Genomic DNA, 20159 nt, shown 5'->3' on the forward strand with positions numbered 1-20159 from the left:
TGGGCGTACGTTATTACTTAGTGAGGCAGGCGCGAATGTCGCGGAAAGACGATTGGCGGGAAAAGACCATTCGCCGCATGAACCGTATTCATGCGTGGAGAGCCTCGCGGACCAAGCCCGCGATGGGATTTGTGTCCCAGCCAGAACCAAAATCCATGGGCTCTTTTGCCAAAGGACGACAGTTGATCGCGGGCAATTTTTTGTTCGCGGGGCATCTTGTCGAGGCGCCGCGTACGTCGATATGGGACATCGCACCGCCGACACCGGATTTTGCCGAAGATCTCCATGGCTTTGCATGGCTTGACGATTTGGCGGCGGTTGGTGATGTGAACGCACGGGCGTGCACGCATGACTGGATCAACGAATGGATGCGCCGCCATATGAACGGGTCTGGTGCGGGGTGGACGCCCGACTTGACTGGACGGCGTCTCATCCGGTGGATCAATCATGCGCTCTTTTTCCTGTCTGGACAGGAAACCGCCACATCCGATGCCTTTTACAAGACCCTTGCTCAACAAACCATTTTTCTGACGCGCCGGTGGCATACGGCCTCTGAGGGCTTGCCGCGATTTGAGGCGCTGACGGGCCTCATCTATGCGGGTCTGTCGTTGCAGGGGATGGAAGATCACGTCGCACCCGCAGTGAAAGCTTTGGCGCATGAGTGTCACGCGCGAATTGATGCGATGGGAGGTTTGCCAACACGCAACCCCGAAGAGTTGTTAGAGGTCTTTACGCTGTTGACGTGGGCCGCATCCGCGCTTTCGGAGGCGGGGCGGGTGGCCGATGATGCGCACCTGTCTGCCCTGACGCGTATTGCGCCAACATTGCGTGCGCTGCGCCATTCGGATGGCGGTTTGGCGCGGTTCCACGGTGGGGGTCGCGGCGCTGACGGTCGGCTCGACCATGCTTTGGCGGCCTCGGGTAGTCGAGAGGCTGCCGGTGAGGGGCTTCACATGGGGTATTTGCGGCTTCATGCGGGGCGGACATCCATAATTACGGATGCAGCCCCACCGCCTGCTGTTCCTGTATCGTTTAATGCCCATGCATCGACCTTAGCGTTCGAGATGACCTCGGGTCGCCGGCCTGTGATTGTCAATTGTGGGTCGGGAGCTACCTTTGGACCCGATTGGCGCCGTGCCGGACGCGCGACTCCGTCTCATTCTACACTCGGGATCGAGGGCTTTTCGTCATCGCGCCTTGGCCCGAAAACGATGGTTGGCGGACACCTGCGTGAATTGTTGGTGGATGTTCCAACGGACGTTCGCATTGAAATGCGTGATGGGGGCAAAGACGTCGGATTCGTTGGGGGGCACAATGGTTATGTGAGCACTCACGGATTGACCCACGTGCGCCAAATCGATTTGAGCCATGACGGCCGTGGATTGGCGGGCGAAGATACGCTTGCGACGATTACGGGCGCCGATGAAAAGCAATTCGACCGAATGATGGATCGTCAAAAACTTCAGGGGATCCCGTTTCAAGTTCGGTTTCACCTTCATCCGGATGTTGATGCCGAATTGGATATGGGCGGGGCGGCGGTCTCGATCGCTCTAAAGTCGGGTGAAATTTGGGTGTTTCGTCATGACGGTCGCGCGACTTTGAGCCTTGAGAGGTCCGTTTATCTCGAAAAAGGGCGATTAAAACCGCGCGCGAGCAAACAAGTGGTTCTATCTGCCGCCGCAATGGATTATGCGACCCGCGTCCGTTGGACTCTCGCGAAAGCGCAGGAAACGCCAAATACCCTGCGTGATCTTGAGATGGATGACGAGACTTTGAGTTGATTTAGATATTTGATCTGGGGACTGCCACATGACCGATCTCGCACCTGTAAAGCGCGCGCTTCTTTCCGTATCCGACAAAACCGGCCTTGTTGAACTGGGCAAAGCACTGGCCGAGAAAGGTGTCGAGCTGCTCTCCACCGGCGGTTCCGCCAAAACGCTGCGCGATGCGGGTTTGGACGTCAAAGACGTCTCGGACGTTACGGGCTTTCCCGAGATGATGGATGGGCGCGTCAAGACGCTACATCCTAAGGTGCACGGTGGATTGTTGGCTCTGCGCGACAACGCTGATCATGTCACCGCTATGACCGAACACGGTATCGGTGCAATCGATTTGTTGGTTGTGAACCTATATCCGTTCGAGGCGGCATTGGCGCGTGGCGCTGATTATGACGAGATGATCGAAAACATCGACATTGGTGGCCCTGCAATGATCCGCGCGGCGGCTAAAAACCACGGGTTTGTGACAACGGTCGTGGATGTCGAGGACTACGATGCCCTGATCGCCGAGTTAAACGCCAATGACGGTCAGACGACCTATGCGTTTCGTCAAAACCTAGCGCAGATCGCATATGCCCGCACGGGTGCCTATGACGCCGCTGTTTCATCGTGGATGGCTGATGCCATTGGCGAGACCGCCCCACGCCGCCGTGTGGTCGCAGGTCAGATCAAACAGACGCTTCGTTACGGTGAAAACCCGCATCAAACGGCATCGTTTTATGTGGACGGCTCCGCGCGTGCAGGTGTCGCGACCGCGACTCAACATCAGGGCAAAGAGTTGTCCTATAACAACATCAACGACACCGATGCCGCGTTTGAATTAGTTGCCGAGTTTAATCCTGCCGAAACCGCAGCAGTGGCGATTATCAAGCACGCCAATCCATGTGGTGTGGCAAAGGGTGCGACCCTCCTTGAGGCCTATCAAAAGGCATTCGATTGCGACCGCACGTCTGCATTCGGTGGTATTGTCGCGCTGAACAAGGCACTCGATGCCGAGACGGCAAAAGCCATCGTGGAGATTTTTACCGAGGTGGTTATTGCACCCGGTGCATCCGACGAGGCCAAAGAGATTTTCGCGGCGAAAAAGAACCTGCGCCTTTTGACTACGGATGGTTTGCCTGACGTTTTGGCGACCTCCAACACGGTGCGTCAGGTTGCGGGCGGGATGCTTGTTCAGAACAAAGATGCGGGTTTTATCGGTCTCGACGACCTGCGCGTGATGACGGAAAAAGCGCCGACACCAGAGCAGCTGCAAGACCTGCTGTTCGCGTGGAAAGTTGGCAAGCACGTCAAATCCAATGCCATTGTTTACGTCAAGAACCAAGCTACGGTTGGCGTTGGCGCGGGGCAGATGTCGCGTCTTGATAGTGCGCTTATCGCCGCCAAAAAGGCGGAGCGCATGGCAGATGCAATGGGTTTGTCCGAGCCGCTGACGATCGGGTCCGCTGTGGCGTCTGACGCGTTTTTCCCGTTTGCTGATGGTTTGCTTGAGGCGGCCGCGGCGGGTGCGACATGCGTTATTCAGCCGGGTGGTTCGATGCGCGACCAAGAGGTAATTGATGCGGCCAATGAGGCCGGTCTCGCCATGGTCTTTACCGGAATGCGTCACTTCCGCCACTAGGCCACGGGTAACCAACAACGAATTGGAGAGCGCATGCGCCTAACTCTTTGGACTGCTTTGATCATTTTCCTACTTGATCAGATGTCGAAGTGGGTTGTGGTGCATGCGCTCAACCTTCGATCCGTTGGTGAAATCATTGTGGTCCAACCGTATCTCGTGTTCCGCATGGCATGGAACGAAGGCGTCAATTTCGGGCTATTTTCCGATTATGCCACGCTTATGCGCTGGGTCTGGGTTGCCTTGGCTGTCGGTGTTTCGATCTGGGTGGTGACGTGGGTTCGCAAGGAAGGGTTTTCTGCGATTGGGAACCTGAGCGCGGGGATGCTCGTTGGCGGGGCGCTGGGAAATGCCGTTGACCGTGTTGTTTATGGGGCTGTCGCGGACTTTCTAAACATGTCGTGCTGTGGCTTTTCCAATCCCTACTCGTTTAATGTCGCCGATATTGCGATTTTCGCCGGAGCGTTCGGTTTGATCCTTTTCACGGGCGAAGACAAAAAGCGGGCGTGACGTCCTTGCTTGCATCCGTTACAGATAAACAGGCAAGCGGCTTAAGGAACGGTATTCATGCAGGTTAAGGCTCTAAATACAGGTTTGTGCCTCGCGGCGTTTCTTGCTTTTACGGCGTGCGCGCCAAAGTCCGAGTTGCGTCCATCTGCGATTTCATCGGGACCAGACGAGTTTGGGGTTGTCCCCTCAAAGCCTTTGGAAGCCCCAACAGATTTTACCCTTCTGCCGGCGCCTACGCCCAAGGGCGGAAATTTGGCGGATCAACAGCCAAAATCAGATGCGATTGTTGCGCTTGGCGGACGGCCCAACCTGGGCGGTGGCGTCGACGGCGGGATCGTGTCCTATGCGTCGCGGTTTGGCGTTGAGCCCGCAATCCGCACCGATTTGGCCCAAGATAATGCGACGAAGTTGAAGCGTAGCGGATGGGTCGGGTTGCCTTGGAAAAAAGACAAGTATGAGCGGACGTACAAGCGCTTTTCGTTAGACGCCTTTGCTGAGTGGCGGCGTTTGCGCGCGCTGGGTGTGAATGTCCCATCTGCACCACCGCGCAGTTAACAATCCCACAGCTTTGATCACATCACCGTCACCACCGCTTGTTCTTTGTGCGCGGTGTCGCAAGTATGTGATGAAGTCTTTTAGATAGGTAGTCCAATGATCCGTAGTCTTGCCGTGTTGATGAGTGTGATTGCTGCCCCCCTGTTTGCGGTCGATGTGAGCCAGTTCAAGTTGGACAACGGTCTAGAGGTCTATGTCCTTGAGGATCACCGTGCTCCGGTTGTTGTGCACACAGTCTGGTACGGTGTTGGCGCCGCAGATGAGCCGATGGGGAAAAGCGGTATCGCGCACTTCCTTGAGCATCTTATGTTCAAAGGGACAGATGAGATGAACGCAGGCGAGTTGTCGGAGATTGTGACGCGCAACGGCGGGTCTGACAACGCCTTTACCTCGTGGGATTATACCGCTTATTATCAACGTGTTGCCGCTGATCGCCTCCCGTTGATGATGAGGATGGAAGCGGACCGTATGCGTAATCTTCAGATGACCGAAGACGATGTTGTGACCGAACGCAATGTGGTTCTTGAAGAGCGGAACATGCGGACTGAGAATAATCCCAGTGCGTTGTTTATGGAGCAGCTTCGGGCCGCACAATACCTTAACCATCCGTATGGAATTCCAATTATCGGGTGGAAGCATGAGATAGAGCAGCTCAATCGCGCGGATGCGTTCGCGTTCTATGAGCGCTATTACGCCCCCAACAACGCCATTCTCGTGGTGGCGGGGGATGTTGATCCTGAGGCAGTGTTTGAGATGGCCAAAACACATTATGGTCCGATCAAACCCACACCAGATTTGGCGCCTCGCATTCGGCCCACAGAACCCCCACAGCTGTCCGAGCGTCGACTAACGATGTCTGATCCACGTGTCGCGCAACCCTATGTTACCCGAACCTACCTTGCTCCCGAGCGCAACACAGGCGACCAGACTGAGGCGGCAGCGTTGCAGTTTCTCGCAGCACTTTTGGGGGGCGATGCGGCGACATCTGTATTGGGGCAAAAGCTAACGTTTATAGATCCAAAGGCTGTCTATGTATCCGCTTATTATGACGGATCCACATTGGATGCGGCAAATTTTGGATTGATCATCGTTCCGACTCCTGATGTCAGCCTCAATGATGCCGAGGCTGCTTTGGACGGAGCAATTGCGGAGTTCTTGGAGGAGGGCGTGGATCAAGAGCAGTTTGACCGCCTCAAGACCCAATTGCGCGCATCACTGATCTATGATGAGGACAACATCGAAGTCTTGTCGCGCCGCTACGGTGAGTTGTTGACGCTTGGTCTGACCTTGGATGATATCACCGCGTGGCCTGATGTGCTTGGTGCGGTGACGCCCGACGATGTTATGGCTGCGGCCCGATCCGTGTTTGACAAATCAAATGCTGTAACCGGCTGGTTGATGCCGTCCACAGGGGAGGGTTCGCAATGATCCGCTTTGTTACAATGTGCGTGTTTGCCGTATTCGTCACCACCGCCCATGCCGCCGTAGACGTTCAGGACATCACCACTCCGGGGGGGGTGAAAGCATGGTTGGTTGAAGAGCATTCAATTGCGTTTACCGCGCTTGAAATTCGATTTCGGGGTGGCAGCTCCCTTGACCGTGACGGCAAGCGTGGCGAGGTCAACCTGATGATGGCCCTGATCGAAGAGGGCGCGGGCGATTTGGATGCGCAAGCCTTTGCAAAATCCCGAGATGATTTTGCCGCGAGTTACAGCTTTGATGCAGGAATGGATAGCGTTTCGATTTCAGCCAAATTCCTCACCGAAAATCGAGACGAAGCAGTCGCTCTTTTGAGAGAGGCAATTCTCAATCCGCGCTTCGACCAAGATGCAATTGATCGCGTGAAGGGACAGATTTATTCCGTCATCCGGTCCAAGCAAACCGATCCTAGCGATATAGCGTCAGCCATTTTTTATGAACAGGCGTTTGGTGCCCACCCCTATGGAACGTCGCCGGACGGGACACTTGAAAGCGTTGCTGCGTTGACGCGCGACGATGTGATTGCCGCATATCGTGGCGCACTGGTCAGGGACCGCGTTTATATTGGTGCTGTTGGTGACATAACGGCGGACGAGCTTTCTCAATTGGTGGACGACCTGTTCGGAGATCTGGCTCAAAGCGGGCCGGAGATGCCTGAGGCAATTGCTGCGGGGCTGACAGGCGGTACAACCGTTGTGCCATTCGAGACGCCGCAATCGGTTGTGTTGTTTGGACACGCAGGGATTGCGCGCGATGATGACGATTATATTCCTGCCTTTATCGCCAACGAGATTTTCGGTGGAGGCGCCGACAGTCGTTTGATGGCCGAGGTCCGTGAGGCGCGTGGGCTCACCTATGGCATTGGGTCGTACCTCGCCTCCTTTGATCACGGGAGTCTGGTCGCGGGGCAGTTTTCATCCGCAAACGGCTCGGTGGCCGAGGCGGTTCAAGTTGTCAAAGACGAATGGGAAAAGGTGGCGCGCGATGGCATCACACCCGAGGAGCTGGACAAGGCAAAGACTTATTTGACGGGCGCCTATGCGTTGCGGTTTGATGGCAATGCACCGATTGCGCGCATTTTGGTCGGCATGCAAATGGTGGGTCTTGGACCCGAGTATATCGCGCATCGCAATGATTTGGTGAATGCTGTCACACTTGATGAAATCAACCGTGTGGTAAGAGAATTGTATGACCCGAATGCTTTGACATTCGTCATTGTGGGACAGCCGGAGGGCGTGCAGGCCGACTAATTTAGGCGTTGGTTTGGGCTGAATTCATTATGGTCGAATCGGGGAGGGCCATGCTACTTCTAGTGGTATGAACTCCCCACGCCCCAACATAAGCCAAGACTCCCGTCCTACCATTCGTCAGCTTGACGAGGGCGCGATCAACCGTATTGCCGCAGGCGAAGTAGTGGAGCGGCCCGCGTCCGCTGTGAAGGAACTGGTTGAGAACGCTGTTGATGCAGGCGCGCGGCGTATCGAAGTGGATTACGCTGATGGTGGCAAAACCCTTATTCGGGTGACGGATGACGGCTGTGGCATGACAGCGGATGATTTGCCGCTCGCCTTGTCGCGTCATGCCACCTCAAAGATCGACGGATCAGACCTACTTGATATCCACACGTTCGGGTTTCGAGGTGAGGCGTTGCCCTCGCTTGGTGCGGTCGGGCGTCTCAAAATCACCTCACGCGTTGAGGGTGGCGATGGTGTGTCTTTGACTGTCTCGGGCGGGCGGGCGGAGCCGGTAAAACCGGCGGCGCTGTCCAAAGGTACAATCGTTGAGTTGCGTGATCTGTTCTATGCCACACCTGCACGCCTCAAATTTTTACGCACGGATCGTGCGGAGTCCCAAGCTATCGGAGATGTGATCAAACGCCTTGCAATGGCCGAGCCGTTTGTCGGGTTCACTGTGCGTGACGTCTCAGGTGGTGGTGAGGGGCGCGTGACCTTTCGCGCGGATCCTGAAAGCGGTGATTTGTTCGATGCGCTTCATGGGCGATTGGCACAGGTTTTGGGCAAGGATTTCGCACAAAATGCGCTCGCCATTGATGCACAACGTGAGGGTATGCACCTGACGGGATACGCGGCTCTGCCTACGTATTCACGCGGCTCAGCGGTGACGCAGTTTCTGTTTGTGAATGGCCGACCTGTCAAAGACAAGCTTTTGGTCGGTGCGTTGCGTGGTGCTTATTTCGATTTCTTGAGCCGTGATCGCCACCCTGCCGCATGTCTGTTTATCGATTGTGATCCTCATCTTGTGGATGTGAATGTTCATCCTGCCAAATCAGAGGTGCGGTTTCGTGATCCCGCGCTGGCGCGGGGACTGATTGTATCGGCGTTGCGCCATGCTTTGGCCGAAGCGGGGCACCGCGCGTCAACAACCGTAGCCATCGCGACTTTGGATGCGATGCGACCGGAAGGCCAAGGGAACACGCCGCGGGTGTATCAGATGGACCAACGCTCGGTGGTTGGCCGTGACGGTGGTTTTGTCCGCACACCACATCCATCATCCGATGCAATTGAGCAAAGCTATCAATGGCAATCTCCGCAGCGGTTTGACACCCCGGGGTTTTCTGAGTCAGCCCCGCCGTCTGCGCGGTTCGAAGATGTCCAAAGCGCGCCTGAGGTCGAGGCATTGCCACTTGGGGCTGCGCGTGCTCAGGTCCATGAAAACTATATCATTGCACAGACTGAACGCGGTATTGTTCTTGTCGATCAGCACGCGGCGCACGAGCGGCTTGTCTACGAAAAACTCAAGGCGCAGATGGCGGCAAACGGAGTTGCGTCACAGGCACTTTTAATACCTGAGGTGGTGGAGCTCGGGTCCAATGATGCGCAGACGCTTTTGGATCTTGCCGATGATTTGAGCCGTCTGGGACTGGTGATCGAGCCATTTGGTGGCGGAGCAATTGCCGTGCGCGAAACGCCAGCTATTTTGGGCCGCGTCGATGCCAAAGCGATGATTTCCGATATCCTAGACGAATTGGAAGACGTGGGTGATAGCCTAAGCGTCCAGGCAAGAATTGAAGCGGTGTTGTCGCGTGTTGCCTGTCATGGTTCTATTCGTTCTGGTCGCCGGATGCGTGCCGAAGAAATGAATGCGTTGTTGCGCGAGATGGAGGCAACGCCACATTCGGGTCAGTGCAACCATGGGCGCCCGACATATGTAGAGCTAAAGCTCTCAGATATTGAAAGACTGTTTGGCCGCACATGATCCAAATTGGTACGACTGTAATCGATCTCTCCGACGCGGGTACACTCATGGCTTTGGCCGTTGGTGTGGTCATGTCAATCGTTGTCTTGTTGCTGTTCATCGTGTTGAAACGCGCGGGTGAGGCGGCGCGTATGACATCGCCTTTGGCGGGTCAGATGTATCAATTGGGTCAGACCGTGAGATTGTTGTCCGATGGACAGCAACAACTTGCGGGGGGATTGACGCATGTGTCCGAGGCGCAGGCCGCAGCGCAAACCAACATGATCCAATTGATGGAAAAGCGACTTGCGCTTGTATCCGAGACGATGAATGAAAACCTTCAAGGGTCGGCGCGGCGCACGGCGCAATCCTTGGGGGATTTGCAGCAGCGCCTGCAAACGATCGACAAGGCACAAGCCAACATTGAAAAACTGTCGGGCAATGTATTGTCGTTGCAAGATATCTTGTCGAACAAGCAAACGCGTGGTGCCTTTGGCGAAATTCAACTCAACGATATCGTGGGCAAAGCGTTGCCCAAGGATAGCTATACGTTGCAGGCGACACTTTCGAACGGCAAACGTGCCGATTGCCTGATCCATTTGCCTAACCCACCTGGGCCGATTGCAATCGACAGCAAATTCCCTCTCGAGGCCTATGAGGCACTGCGCCGTGCCGATACCCAGTGGGAGTTAAACGAGGCCGCCAAAATGCTGCGTGCTTCGGTGAAAAAGCACATCAATGATATCTCGGATAAGTATATCCTTGAGGGCGAAACCGCAGATGGCGCGTTGATGTTTTTGCCGTCCGAGGCGGTATATGCCGAGCTTCATGCCAATTTTCCCGAGTTGGTGCGCGAGGGTTTTGACAAACGCGTTTGGATTGTCTCTCCCACAACGTGCATGGCTACGCTCAACACCATGCGCGCGATTCTCAAAGATGCGCGGATGCGCGAACAGGCGGGCGCTATTCGCAAAGAGTTAGCGCTTTTGCACGGTGACGTCGAACGTTTGGGCACCCGTGTCGGCAATTTGGACCGTCATTTCGGGCAAGCCGCAAAGGATCTGGAAGACATCAAAATCTCGGCCGATAAGGCGGGAAAGCGCGCGCATCGCCTTGATAACTTTGATTTCGAAGAACTTGCACAAGATGTGCCGCCAACTCCGGTCGCGCCACTGCCGCCTAAGCCGTAGTAGCCTTTGCATTCCAGCACTTGACCTGAATCATGTTTGTCACGCGATAGGCAGCGCACACTCTCCTTACGCACAATTGGAGGAAGGGTGATGGATATCAGTCCAAACAAAGTCGGTTTTGTAATTGTCAGGGCGCGGGAGCTTTCGATCAAGGTCGGTCGATGGGATCGCGCGGGTGATGACGCAGATTCCGATACCATTTACGAATCGCGTTCGTCCGATGCTACGGGGCGCGAGTTAGAGAGCTTTATTCGCAATCTTAACGACGACGAAAAAGCGGCGTTGGTTGCGATCATGTGGATCGGTCGCGATACCTTTTCGGCGGACGATTATGACGAAGCGTTCGAGACCGCCAAACAAGAAGCCTCTGCGCCCACCGAAACCTACCTGTTGGGCGTACCGCTTTTGGCGGATTATTTGGAGGATGGGTTGGAATCGCTCGGCGTTGACACGTCCGAATTGGAAGACGAGCTATACCGCAAAGCGTGAATTCTCCCATGCCACTGCGAAGGGATTGCCGCCGTCTGATCCTGTCTGTTACCTATGTGTAAGGAAACAGGAGAGTTTTATGCGATTTTTTGTAGCGGTGGCGATCTGTGGCGTTTGCCCGTTGAGCCTGTTTGCCGAGCCTGTCGCTCGCGCGGTTCAGGACTATTGTATAACACCTTTGGCGGAGGATATCGCTCTTGGGTTCGGGCTAGCGCGTGCGCCGGCGGAGATGGAGCGCAAGTTGTTGAATGGCAAGGTGGCCAAGCTTTATCGCACGGACGATTCGCGGATTATGGTCGTCGCCCATGAGAGCGGGCAAACCTGCGAAGTGATGGCACTGGGCGCGGATATTGTTGAGTTCGCCGTTGCGACAGGTGGCTGGCGCGTGCGTGATACGGCACCGACACCGAGTCCGAGCACAAACATAAACCCAAACGGCCAAAGTGGCGGCTATTTTGCAGCACGTTTAGATGACGACGGCTTTATCCAGTCGTTTGTGACGGTCTTACCAGAACGTCAATTCATCGGTGTTACTACGTCTAGAGTTGCGCAGAGTGCGCAGGCGCGTGAGGTGTTGGGTCTCAAATAGAGGCGTGCGCGCAACATCTCCACCAAGCATAGAAAAAGCCGCGCGGGTTGCCCCGTGCGGCTGAATCAATAATCGCTGCTGAACGTCTTAGCCCTGACGGGCTTTGAAGCGGCGTTGCGTCTTGTTGATCACGTACACGCGGCCTTTACGGCGCACGACGCGGCAGTCGCGGTGCCGGTTTTTCAGCGAGCGGAGTGAGTTACGAACTTTCATAGTCTTTCTCCTAATCGCGGCGCCTGCGTGCGCCAGTTAAAACCTATCTAACGTCGAGGAATGGTGGGCGTAACAAGGTTCGAACTTGTGACCCCTTCGATGTCAACGAAGTGCTCTACCACTGAGCTATACACCCATCCTACCTTGGGAATTTGCGCTTTGCATTTTATTGCCTTGTGAGCATTAGAACACAAAACGCAGGATAATTCCCGCGTCAGTTCGTGGGCGTATAAAAGGAGTCGGGTGATTGATCAAGGGCTTTTGGTGAGTAATTTCACTCGCTATAGTTTCAAGTGAGAGGACTTATGCATGAGCAACGCGTCATATCTGCTGAAACGACCTAAGCAACGGACCTCGTCGGTTGTCTTCTCGTCCCCGCATAGTGGACGCAATTACCCTAAAAGCTTTGTGAATCAATCTGTTTTGGATCCTTTGGCGCTTCGGTCATCCGAGGACGCGTTCGTAGATCTCTTGTTCGAGGGTGTCACAGATTTTGGTGTTCCGATGATCAGTGCCGTCTTTCCGCGTGCTTGGGTTGATCTGAATCGGCGGTGTGATGAATTCGATCCGGCCCTCATTGAGGGGATGGCGCGAGGACAACTCAACCCGCGCGTTGCATCAGGTTTGGGTGTTGTCCCGCGAGTTGTTGCGGGGGGGCGCAATATTTATAGCGGCAAACTGACCCGTGATGAGGTGCGTTCGCGCATCGAGTTGTTTTGGAAGCCATATCATGGGGCCGTGAAAACACTTTTGAACGAGGCGCATGCGCTTTATGGCCAGTCGATATTACTTGATTGTCACTCGATGCCGCGTGAGGCGTTGGCATCCAACGGACTGCGAAATGTGAAGCGGCCAGAGATTGTGATCGGAGATCGGTACGGCGCCTCAGCGGATCCGTCCATTGTCGCACAGGTCGAATCCGCATTCATTGCCGAGGGTTTTTTGGTAACGCGAAATATGCCGTTTGCGGGTGCGTATATTGTCGAACAGTATGGGCGGCCCGCGATGCGTAGCCATGCAATTCAGATCGAAATAGACCGCTCGTTGTACATGGATGAGGCCCGTATTGAGCCACGCTCAGAATTCAATGACGTGCGTGAGGCGTTGTTGCGCGCGGCGCGGCGTGTCGTCTCTATCGACGCGGATGATGTGCCGTTGGCGGCTGAGTAGCGTTCAGCGCAGGGATCGCCCTTTTACAATTGCATCCTTGCCGAACTTTTTACGGATTTTGTCGCTGGCCTGTTCTGCGCGAGCACGTTTGATTGCGTCTGGGTCCAGAAGATCAGGAGATAGATCAGCACCACTGGCATCGATCAGATTGGAGAGGCCCACACCGATTAAGCGAAATGGCGCTTTATCCATCGCATGATCAAGTAGCCCGCGTGCTGTACGATACAGGCGGTCAGCGGTATTCGTCGGGTCATACAGGGTGAGACGGCGTGTGAAGCTCGCGTGTTTGGAGTTTTTGATCTTGAGCGTCACGACCAGTCCCGCAATCCCCTTGGCTTTGGCGCGGTCAGATACCTTTTGGGCCAACCGCCACAGGTGGCCGTCCAAAACGTCCATTGATGCGGTGTCTTTGGAAAAGGTGGTTTCGTTCGAGATAGATTTCATCGGGCGCGAGGACGAAATTTGTCGGTGGTCCTGACCTCGGGCCAGATGCCACAGACGCTCACCCATTGCACCAAAGCGCGTGTTCAACTCGTCTTTTTCCCACCGCCGCAGATCGGTAAAGCTGCGAATGCCAGCCTTTTCCAAAGACGCACGTGTCGCGGCCCCTACGCCCCAAATCAGGCTCACAGATTTGTCTGCAAGAAAGTCCATAGTCTCGTGCGCGCCGATCACGGAGAACCCCCGCGGCTTGTCCAGATCAGATGCAATTTTGGCGAGAAATTTGTTGTGACTGAGGCCAATGGAACCTGAGAGGCCCAATTCGTCATTCATGCGCTTGATCAGGCGGGCGAGCATCACGGCTGGCGGTTTCCCGTGCAGCTTGGCTGTTCCGCGCAAATCCATGAATGCTTCGTCAAGCGAGAGGGGTTCCACGTCTGGCGTCAGCTCGTCCATGAGCGAGCGGATCGCGCGGGAGGCCTCTGCGTAGGCCTCCATGCGAGGCGGGACGACAACCGCGTTTGGACACAGTTGTAGCGCTTTGAACATCGGCATGGCGGACCGCACGCCCTTAATGCGCGCTATATAACAGGCGGTCGTGACAACGCCGCGCCGCCCACCGCCCACGATAAGGGGTTTGTCGCGCAGATCGGGGTTGTCGCGCTTTTCGACCGAGGCGTAAAAAGCGTCACAATCCATATGCGCCACCCCGAGGTCAAACAGCTCGTCATGGGCCACAACGCGCGGCCGCCCACACTTCGGACAGCGAGGGCCGTTCTCAAAGGTGGTGAGGCAATCGCGGCATAGGGCGGGCATGACAAGTCCTTTGGTCAGTGCAACAACAGTACACCCACTTTGGATAGCGTACTATGGCGCCGTGATTTAGAGGCCCGCAATCTCGTCTTGGATCATTTGAGCGGCTGCACGTGGGTCCGCGTGTTGCCAGATCGGACGTCCGACGACAATGTGATTTGCGCCATCGCGGATTGCTTGGGCTGGGGTTGCAACGCGCTTTTGATCGCCCAAGGCTGCACCCGTTGGGCGTACTCCTGGTGTTACGATCAACTTGCCAGCCGCTTCGGGGAGGGCGCGGATCAACGCGGCTTCTTGGGGGGAGGCGATGACGCCGTCTGCTCCTGCTGCGAAGGCATTGCCTGCGCGCTCTTGGACCAGATCACGAATTTCGCCAGACTTTATGAGAGCGCCATCCAAATCGGCGCGATCAAGGGAGGTGAGGATCGTGACAGCGAGGATCTTTGTGTCTGATCCGCTTGCGCCCTCTTTTGCGGCTTTGACCACGTAGGGGTCGCCGTGAACGGTGAGGAAATCCATGTTGTACTGAGCCACGCCGCGCACAGCGTTTTCTACAGTCGCACCGATGTCGAAAAACTTCATATCAAGAAAGATTTTTTTGCCGTGTTCTTGTTTGAGCTCGTTGGCGAGCGCAAGTCCGCCACCGGTCAGCATGCCAAGGCCGATTTTGTAGAACGACACCGCATCCCCGATCCGTGTGGCAAGCTCGAGACCTTGCACAACGTTGGGAACATCAAGGGCGACAATCAAGCGGTCATTGGCGGGCATATGGGCAGTCATGAGGAAATCCTTTCGTGGTCGGTTTCCTTCACATGCGCGTTGCGCCGTTTGCGGTCAAGTGTCCGGTGCGATTACGTCACGGGGGAGATGCCGTATCTGATGTGCACTGTTTGGGAAGCGATTGATTTGAGAGAGGCAATGCTTGCACCGCGTTCTTGTTTGCGGATGGCGCGTGCGCGCACCATCAACCCACGCGAAACCGTCTCAAAGGACGCGGTAAAAGGTGCTGACAACTCAACAGGGTAGGTGACCTGTTCGCCGCCCTCGTGAAAAATGACGTCAGCCTGAAATTGTTGCGTTGCGGCATCAAAGGTCAAATCGCTGACTTGTGCGCTGTATAACTTCATCTTGCATCTCCATTGGGGCGCCGCGTTCAATTGTTCTGAATTTGCGCTTGCAACCCTTGAGATTGAGTCAATGCCTCCCATTTATAAATCAAGGTTCCGACCTGAGGCGCGCCATATCGGGCGTCATCAAAAGCGGGACGCTTTACATGAAAGGAGATACCGATGGACATGGAGAAGTTCACGGAGCGGTCGCGCGGCTTTCTTCAGGCGGCACAGACGATTGCGATGCGCGAAAACCATCAATCGCTTAAGCCAGAACACCTGCTTAAAGCTCTCATGGACGATAGTGAGGGGTTCGCGTCGAATCTTATCATGCGCGCAGGTGGCGATGCCAAAGCCGTTGCCGCCAGTGTTGATGTCGCCGTGGGTAAACTCCCGCGCGTATCAGGCGATGCCGGTCAGACGTACATGGATCAAAGCACCGCAAAGGTGCTTGACGAAGCTGAGAAAATTGCCGCGAAAGCGGGCGATAGCTTTGTTCCTGTTGAGCGCCTTTTGACGGCGCTTGCGCTATCGCGTTCCGAGGCCAAAAAGGCATTGGAATCGGGCGGCGTGACGGCGCAAAACCTCAACGAGGCAATCAACGACATTCGTAAAGGGCGCACAGCGGATAGTGCCTCTGCTGAAGATGGCTATGAAGCGTTGAAAAAGTACGCGCGCGATTTGACCGAGGCCGCTGAGCAGGGCAAAATCGATCCTATCATTGGCCGTGACGAAGAAATTCGCCGCTCAATGCAAGTGCTCTCGCGGCGCACAAAGAATAACCCCGTTTTGATTGGTGAACCGGGCGTCGGTAAAACCGCGATCGCCGAAGGGCTAGCACTGCGTATCATTAATGGTGATGTGCCCGAGAGCCTGAAAAACAAAAAGCTGATGGCGCTCGACATGGGAGCGCTCATTGCCGGCGCAAAATATCGCGGCGAATTTGAGGAGCGGCTAAAATCCATTCTCAAAGAGATCGAAGCGGCATCGGGCGAAATCATTCTCTTTATTGACGAGATGCACACGCTTGTGGGTGCGGGAAAATCGGACGGTGCGATGGACGCCGCCAACCTGATCAAACCTGCGCTTGCGCGCGGTGAGTTGCACTGTGTTGGCGCGACCACGCTTGATGAGTACCGCAAGTATGTTGAGAAAGACGCCGCCTTGGCGCGCCGTTTCCAGCCGATTGTGGTTGAGGAACCAACCGTTGAGGATACGGTATCGATCCTGCGTGGAATCAAGGAAAAGTACGAGTTGCACCATGGTGTGCGGATTTCCGACAGCGCTCTTGTGGCGGCGGCGACCCTATCACACCGCTACATCACTGACCGCTTTTTGCCTGACAAGGCGATTGACCTTGTGGACGAGGCCGCATCGCGGTTGCGGATGGAAGTGGACAGCAAGCCCGAAGAGTTGGACCAGTTGGATCGTCAGATTCTTCAGCTTCAGATCGAGGCAATGGCCTTGGGCAAAGAGGATGACGACGCGTCCAAGTCGCGGCTTGAAAAGCTTGAGGGTGAATTGGCCACCCTTCAGGAGCAATCTGCGTCTATGACTGCAAAGTGGGAAAACGAGCGCCGCAAACTTGAAGGTGCGCGTGATCTCAAAGAGCAGCTAGAGCACGCACGAGCTACGTTGGAAATCGCCAAGCGCGAGGGAAATCTCGCCAAGGCTGGAGAGTTGTCCTACGGGGTGATTCCGCAGTTGGAGAAACAACTGGCGGAGGCCGAGGCTGTTGAGGCCGCTGGGGACGGCGACCTAATGGTCGAAGAGGCTGTGCGACCTGAGCAAATCGCCCAAGTAGTTGAGCGGTGGACGGGTGTTCCGACATCCAAGATGCTTGAGGGTGAGCGCGATAAACTGCTGCGTATGGAAGACGGGTTGCACAAACGCGTTATCGGTCAACATGCGGCCGTTCATGCGGTGGCCAACGCGGTGCGCCGTGCGCGTGCGGGTCTCAACGATGAAAACCGACCACTTGGTTCGTTCTTGTTCCTCGGGCCAACGGGTGTCGGTAAAACCGAACTGACAAAGGCCGTGGCAGAGTTCCTGTTTGACGACGACAATGCGATGGTCCGCATCGACATGTCGGAGTTCATGGAGAAACATGCTGTGTCGCGTTTGATCGGTGCGCCTCCGGGCTATGTCGGGTACGACGAAGGTGGCGTTTTGACCGAAGCTGTGCGGCGCAGACCCTATCAGGTGGTGCTGTTTGATGAGGTCGAAAAGGCGCACCCTGATGTGTTTAACGTTTTGTTGCAGGTGCTTGATGACGGGATTTTGACCGATGGTCAGGGGCGCACTGTGGATTTCAAACAGACGTTGATTATCCTCACCTCGAACTTGGGTGCACAGGCGTTGAGCCAGATGCCTGATGGCGCTGACCCGTCACAAGCCAAGCGCGATGTGATGGACGCCGTCCGCGCGCATTTCCGGCCCGAGTTTCTCAACCGTCTGGACGAGACGATTATCTTTGATCGCTTGGGCCGTGCGGACATGGGCGGGATTGTTGATATCCAATTGGGTCTTTTGGCCAAACGTCTGGCCAAGCGCGACATCACGCTTACGCTTGATGACGGTGCCAAGCAGTGGTTGGCCGATGAGGGCTACGACCCTGTGTTCGGTGCGCGCCCGCTCAAACGCGTGATCCAGCGTGCCTTGCAAGACCCTCTTGCCGAAAGCTTGTTGGGCGGAGACGTCAACGATGGTGACAGTATTGCGGTGATGGCAGGCAGTGACGGGCTTATTATCGGCGACCGAAAAGGCGCGTCGAACAGGCCCAAGCCTGATGATGCTGTCGTACATTAAGCGGGATAAGCACAGGTGAATTGCGAAAGGCGGCCCCAACGGGCCGCCTTTTGTCTGTCGTGTTGTGGTACGCCTTACGGACGAATGTAGCTGTAATCGTCTTCTTGCAATTCAACGAGCCGTACAACACCCGAAGGGACAAGGTGTGCCTCGGAGATAAGGGCCACGTCTGCGCCTGCTTTCTTGCTCATGGCGGCATGAGTATTGCCACAAGCGGAAAACGAGATGGTGTCTGACTCAAGAGACATAGTTGCGATCCGGTCGGCTACGGGGCTTTTGTCCGCAACATACATGTTCAAACCGGGGCCGTAGGCCACGACCTCGATTATGACCTCGTCTCCGACACTGTCATAGTATGCCTTTGCATTGGCCACATTGTTGAGCGTCATGTTCATGACTTGTGGATCGTTTTGGTTGACGTGAAATGCGATTTTATGTGTCAGGCCTTCGGCGTGGGCCCCTAGTGTCATCGCTGCGAGAATTGCGGCAGTTGCGATTGATTTGATCATATTGTGTCCTCCCGTTGATCTGATTGCAGATGGTATCTGCACTTTGATCTCGTTGTCACGCTGCGGCGCAGGAATGAACTCGAAATGTTTGCGTTAACCCTGTTGTCATCTGGTGAGCGTATGTCAGGGTGGCGCAAAAGGGAGAACGCGAATGGCATTTTGGAATTGGGCGATGGGCGCGCTACAGGTTTTGGCGCTGTTGTTTGTCGTCGCGATTGGGTTGGTGGCGCTGTGGGCGTTAGTCATCTACTTTTTCGATAAGACCCAGACGCGTGACGCAATTTTGCGAAACTATCCGGTTATTGGCCACTTTCGCCATTGGTTCTCTGTTCTGGGCGAGTTCTTTCGCCAGTACTTCTTTGCCATGGACCGCGAGGAAATGCCGTTTAACCGTGCGCAGCGCGATTGGATTTACCGGTCGGCAAATGGCAAAGGCAATACTGTCGCTTTCGGGTCGACCCGTAGCCTGTCCATTCCAGGTACACCTATTTTCATGAACGCGCCGTTTCCGCCCCTCGATGATCAGTTCGCAACCTCCGAGCCGATGGTGATTGGTCCACATTGTCGTGTGCCTTATACTGCCAACTCGATTTTTAATATCTCCGGCATGTCGTTCGGCGCCATTTCAAAGCCTGCGGTTTTGGCACTCTCCAAGGGTGCGAAAGAGGCGGGGATTTGGCTCAACACGGGGGAGGGAGGGTTGTCGCCATTCCACCTCGAGGGGGGCGGTGATCTCGTGTATCAGATCGGCACCGCGAAATATGGAATACGAGACGAGGATGGAAATCTTGATGATGATAAGTTGCGCGCAATGGCGGCGCACGATCAGGTCAAGATGTTTGAGATCAAGCTTAGCCAAGGTGCTAAACCCGGCAAGGGCGGTATTTTACCTGCGGAAAAGATTACGGCGGAGATCGCCGCCATTCGTGGGCTGAAGCCCGGTGAAGACGGGATTTCTCCAAACCGTCACCGTGAGGTGGATGACTTTGGCGATCTTCTCGATTTTATAGCACATATAAGAGACGTCACAGGAAAGCCGGTTGGCTTTAAGTTTGTAGTTGGCTCGTCGCGTCCTTGGGCGGAGTTCTTTGAATTGATCAAAGAACGTGGGGATGATTGCGCGCCTGACTTCATCACGATCGATGGCGGCGAGGGGGGCACGGGTGCCGCTCCCATGCCACTTATTGATCTGGTCGGTATGCCGATTAAAGAGGCTTTGATCCGTATCGTGGATCTTCGTGATAAATACGGGCTTCATGATCGTATTCGTATCATCGCTGCCGGCAAGCTTGTTAATCCGGCTGATTTGGCGTGGGCTATATGTGCCGGCGCTGATTTTGTCGTATCGGCACGCGGGTTCATGTTCTCACTTGGGTGTATTCAGGCTCTGAAATGCAACAAGAACACTTGCCCCACTGGGATCACCACGCACGATGAGCATTTGCAAAAGGGTCTGGTGGTAGAGGACAAATACAAAAAGGTGGCGGCCTACGCCAAGGCGTCGATCAAAGAGTTGGAAACCATCGCACATTCCGTTGGCGTTTTGGAGCCTCGCCAGATGCGGCGCGGTCATGTGCGGATTGTTCAAGCGGACGGGACGTCTATCCCTCTTGACCGGATCGTGCCCAATATGACGGAATTGGACTAGTCGGTGCAGGGTAGCGTCCAAACGTTACAATGTCCAAACGCAGAT

The 20159-nt window shown here is 55.3% G+C and carries 18 protein-coding genes and 1 tRNA gene; 13 read left to right on the top strand and 6 right to left on the bottom strand.

Annotated elements, in window-relative coordinates:
* The first annotated feature begins 35 nt into the window (after positions 1 to 35).
* The 10 genes from IMCC12053_RS09520 (at position 36) to IMCC12053_RS09565 (ending at position 11403) form a co-directional block, all read left to right on the top strand.
* A complete protein-coding gene (locus tag IMCC12053_RS09520) occupies positions 36 to 1781 on the top strand; it encodes a heparinase II/III family protein (RefSeq protein ID WP_062218493.1) in 1746 nt (581 codons plus the stop codon).
* A 28-nt stretch (positions 1782 to 1809) separates the two neighbouring features.
* Positions 1810 to 3399: a bifunctional phosphoribosylaminoimidazolecarboxamide formyltransferase/IMP cyclohydrolase gene (gene purH / locus IMCC12053_RS09525; protein ID WP_062218495.1), complete on the top strand. Its 1590-nt coding sequence runs from the start codon at positions 1810 to 1812 to the stop codon at positions 3397 to 3399.
* Positions 3400 to 3432: 33 nt separating this feature from the next.
* Positions 3433 to 3906 carry a signal peptidase II gene (gene lspA, locus IMCC12053_RS09530; protein WP_062218498.1) on the top strand — a complete coding sequence of 158 codons (474 nt, stop codon included), beginning with the start codon at positions 3433 to 3435 and terminating at the stop codon, positions 3904 to 3906.
* Between the two features lie 57 nt (positions 3907 to 3963).
* Positions 3964 to 4461: a DUF3035 domain-containing protein gene (locus IMCC12053_RS09535; protein WP_062218500.1), complete on the top strand. Its 498-nt coding sequence runs from the start codon at positions 3964 to 3966 to the stop codon at positions 4459 to 4461.
* Positions 4462 to 4557: 96 nt separating this feature from the next.
* Positions 4558 to 5889 carry a M16 family metallopeptidase gene (locus IMCC12053_RS09540; protein WP_177205502.1) on the top strand — a complete coding sequence of 444 codons (1332 nt, stop codon included), beginning with the start codon at positions 4558 to 4560 and terminating at the stop codon, positions 5887 to 5889.
* A complete protein-coding gene (locus tag IMCC12053_RS09545) occupies positions 5886 to 7190 on the top strand; it encodes a M16 family metallopeptidase (protein WP_062218502.1) in 1305 nt (434 codons plus the stop codon). The genes IMCC12053_RS09540 and IMCC12053_RS09545 overlap by 4 nt, the downstream gene beginning before the upstream one ends.
* A gap of 67 nt (positions 7191 to 7257) precedes the next feature.
* Positions 7258 to 9156: a DNA mismatch repair endonuclease MutL gene (mutL, locus tag IMCC12053_RS09550; RefSeq protein ID WP_062218504.1), complete on the top strand. Its 1899-nt coding sequence runs from the start codon at positions 7258 to 7260 to the stop codon at positions 9154 to 9156.
* Positions 9153 to 10325: a DNA recombination protein RmuC gene (locus IMCC12053_RS09555; RefSeq protein ID WP_062218506.1), complete on the top strand. Its 1173-nt coding sequence runs from the start codon at positions 9153 to 9155 to the stop codon at positions 10323 to 10325. The genes mutL and IMCC12053_RS09555 overlap by 4 nt, the downstream gene beginning before the upstream one ends.
* A 90-nt stretch (positions 10326 to 10415) precedes the next feature.
* Positions 10416 to 10814 (top strand): DUF3775 domain-containing protein, encoded by a 399-nt coding sequence (locus IMCC12053_RS09560; RefSeq protein WP_062218508.1) that lies wholly within the window; start codon positions 10416 to 10418, stop codon positions 10812 to 10814.
* Between the two features lie 79 nt (positions 10815 to 10893).
* Complete coding sequence (locus IMCC12053_RS09565) at positions 10894 to 11403, top strand: hypothetical protein (RefSeq protein ID WP_062218510.1); 510 nt, start codon at positions 10894 to 10896, stop codon at positions 11401 to 11403.
* An 87-nt stretch (positions 11404 to 11490) separates the two neighbouring features.
* Here the strand turns inward: IMCC12053_RS09565 and ykgO are convergent, their stop codons facing one another.
* Both ykgO and IMCC12053_RS09575 read right to left on the bottom strand, forming a co-directional pair.
* Positions 11491 to 11616: a type B 50S ribosomal protein L36 gene (gene ykgO, locus IMCC12053_RS09570; RefSeq protein WP_005850168.1), complete on the bottom strand. Its 126-nt coding sequence runs from the start codon at positions 11614 to 11616 to the stop codon at positions 11491 to 11493.
* A gap of 61 nt (positions 11617 to 11677) precedes the next feature.
* Positions 11678 to 11752 (bottom strand) — tRNA-Val (locus IMCC12053_RS09575).
* Between the two features lie 173 nt (positions 11753 to 11925).
* Here IMCC12053_RS09575 and IMCC12053_RS09580 point away from each other — a divergent pair.
* Positions 11926 to 12786 carry an N-formylglutamate amidohydrolase gene (locus tag IMCC12053_RS09580; RefSeq protein ID WP_062218512.1) on the top strand — a complete coding sequence of 287 codons (861 nt, stop codon included), beginning with the start codon at positions 11926 to 11928 and terminating at the stop codon, positions 12784 to 12786.
* 3 nt (positions 12787 to 12789) lie between these two features.
* Here the strand turns inward: IMCC12053_RS09580 and IMCC12053_RS09585 are convergent, their stop codons facing one another.
* From IMCC12053_RS09585 to IMCC12053_RS09595, 3 genes are all read right to left on the bottom strand, one after another.
* Complete coding sequence (locus tag IMCC12053_RS09585; RefSeq protein ID WP_062218514.1) at positions 12790 to 14043, bottom strand: DNA polymerase IV; 1254 nt, start codon at positions 14041 to 14043, stop codon at positions 12790 to 12792.
* A gap of 66 nt (positions 14044 to 14109) precedes the next feature.
* Positions 14110 to 14820: an orotidine-5'-phosphate decarboxylase gene (pyrF, locus tag IMCC12053_RS09590; RefSeq protein ID WP_062218516.1), complete on the bottom strand. Its 711-nt coding sequence runs from the start codon at positions 14818 to 14820 to the stop codon at positions 14110 to 14112.
* A gap of 71 nt (positions 14821 to 14891) precedes the next feature.
* Entirely contained in the window at positions 14892 to 15167 is a 276-nt protein-coding gene (locus IMCC12053_RS09595) for a hypothetical protein (RefSeq protein WP_062218518.1), read from the bottom strand.
* A gap of 162 nt (positions 15168 to 15329) precedes the next feature.
* Here IMCC12053_RS09595 and clpB point away from each other — a divergent pair, with 162 nt between their 5' ends.
* Positions 15330 to 17957, top strand: a complete 2628-nt coding sequence (gene clpB / locus IMCC12053_RS09600; RefSeq protein ID WP_062218520.1) for an ATP-dependent chaperone ClpB — start codon at positions 15330 to 15332, stop codon at positions 17955 to 17957.
* A 74-nt stretch (positions 17958 to 18031) separates the two neighbouring features.
* Here the strand turns inward: clpB and IMCC12053_RS09605 are convergent, their stop codons facing one another.
* Positions 18032 to 18466: a DsrE family protein gene (locus IMCC12053_RS09605; RefSeq protein WP_062218522.1), complete on the bottom strand. Its 435-nt coding sequence runs from the start codon at positions 18464 to 18466 to the stop codon at positions 18032 to 18034.
* A 151-nt stretch (positions 18467 to 18617) separates the two neighbouring features.
* On the opposite strand from IMCC12053_RS09605, the gene IMCC12053_RS09610 reads away from it, so the two are divergent.
* Entirely contained in the window at positions 18618 to 20114 is a 1497-nt protein-coding gene (locus IMCC12053_RS09610; protein ID WP_082389073.1) for an FMN-binding glutamate synthase family protein, read from the top strand.
* Positions 20115 to 20159: the final 45 nt, after the last annotated feature.

Source organism: Celeribacter marinus (genome assembly GCF_001308265.1).
GTDB classification, from domain to species: Bacteria; Pseudomonadota; Alphaproteobacteria; order Rhodobacterales; family Rhodobacteraceae; genus Celeribacter; species Celeribacter marinus.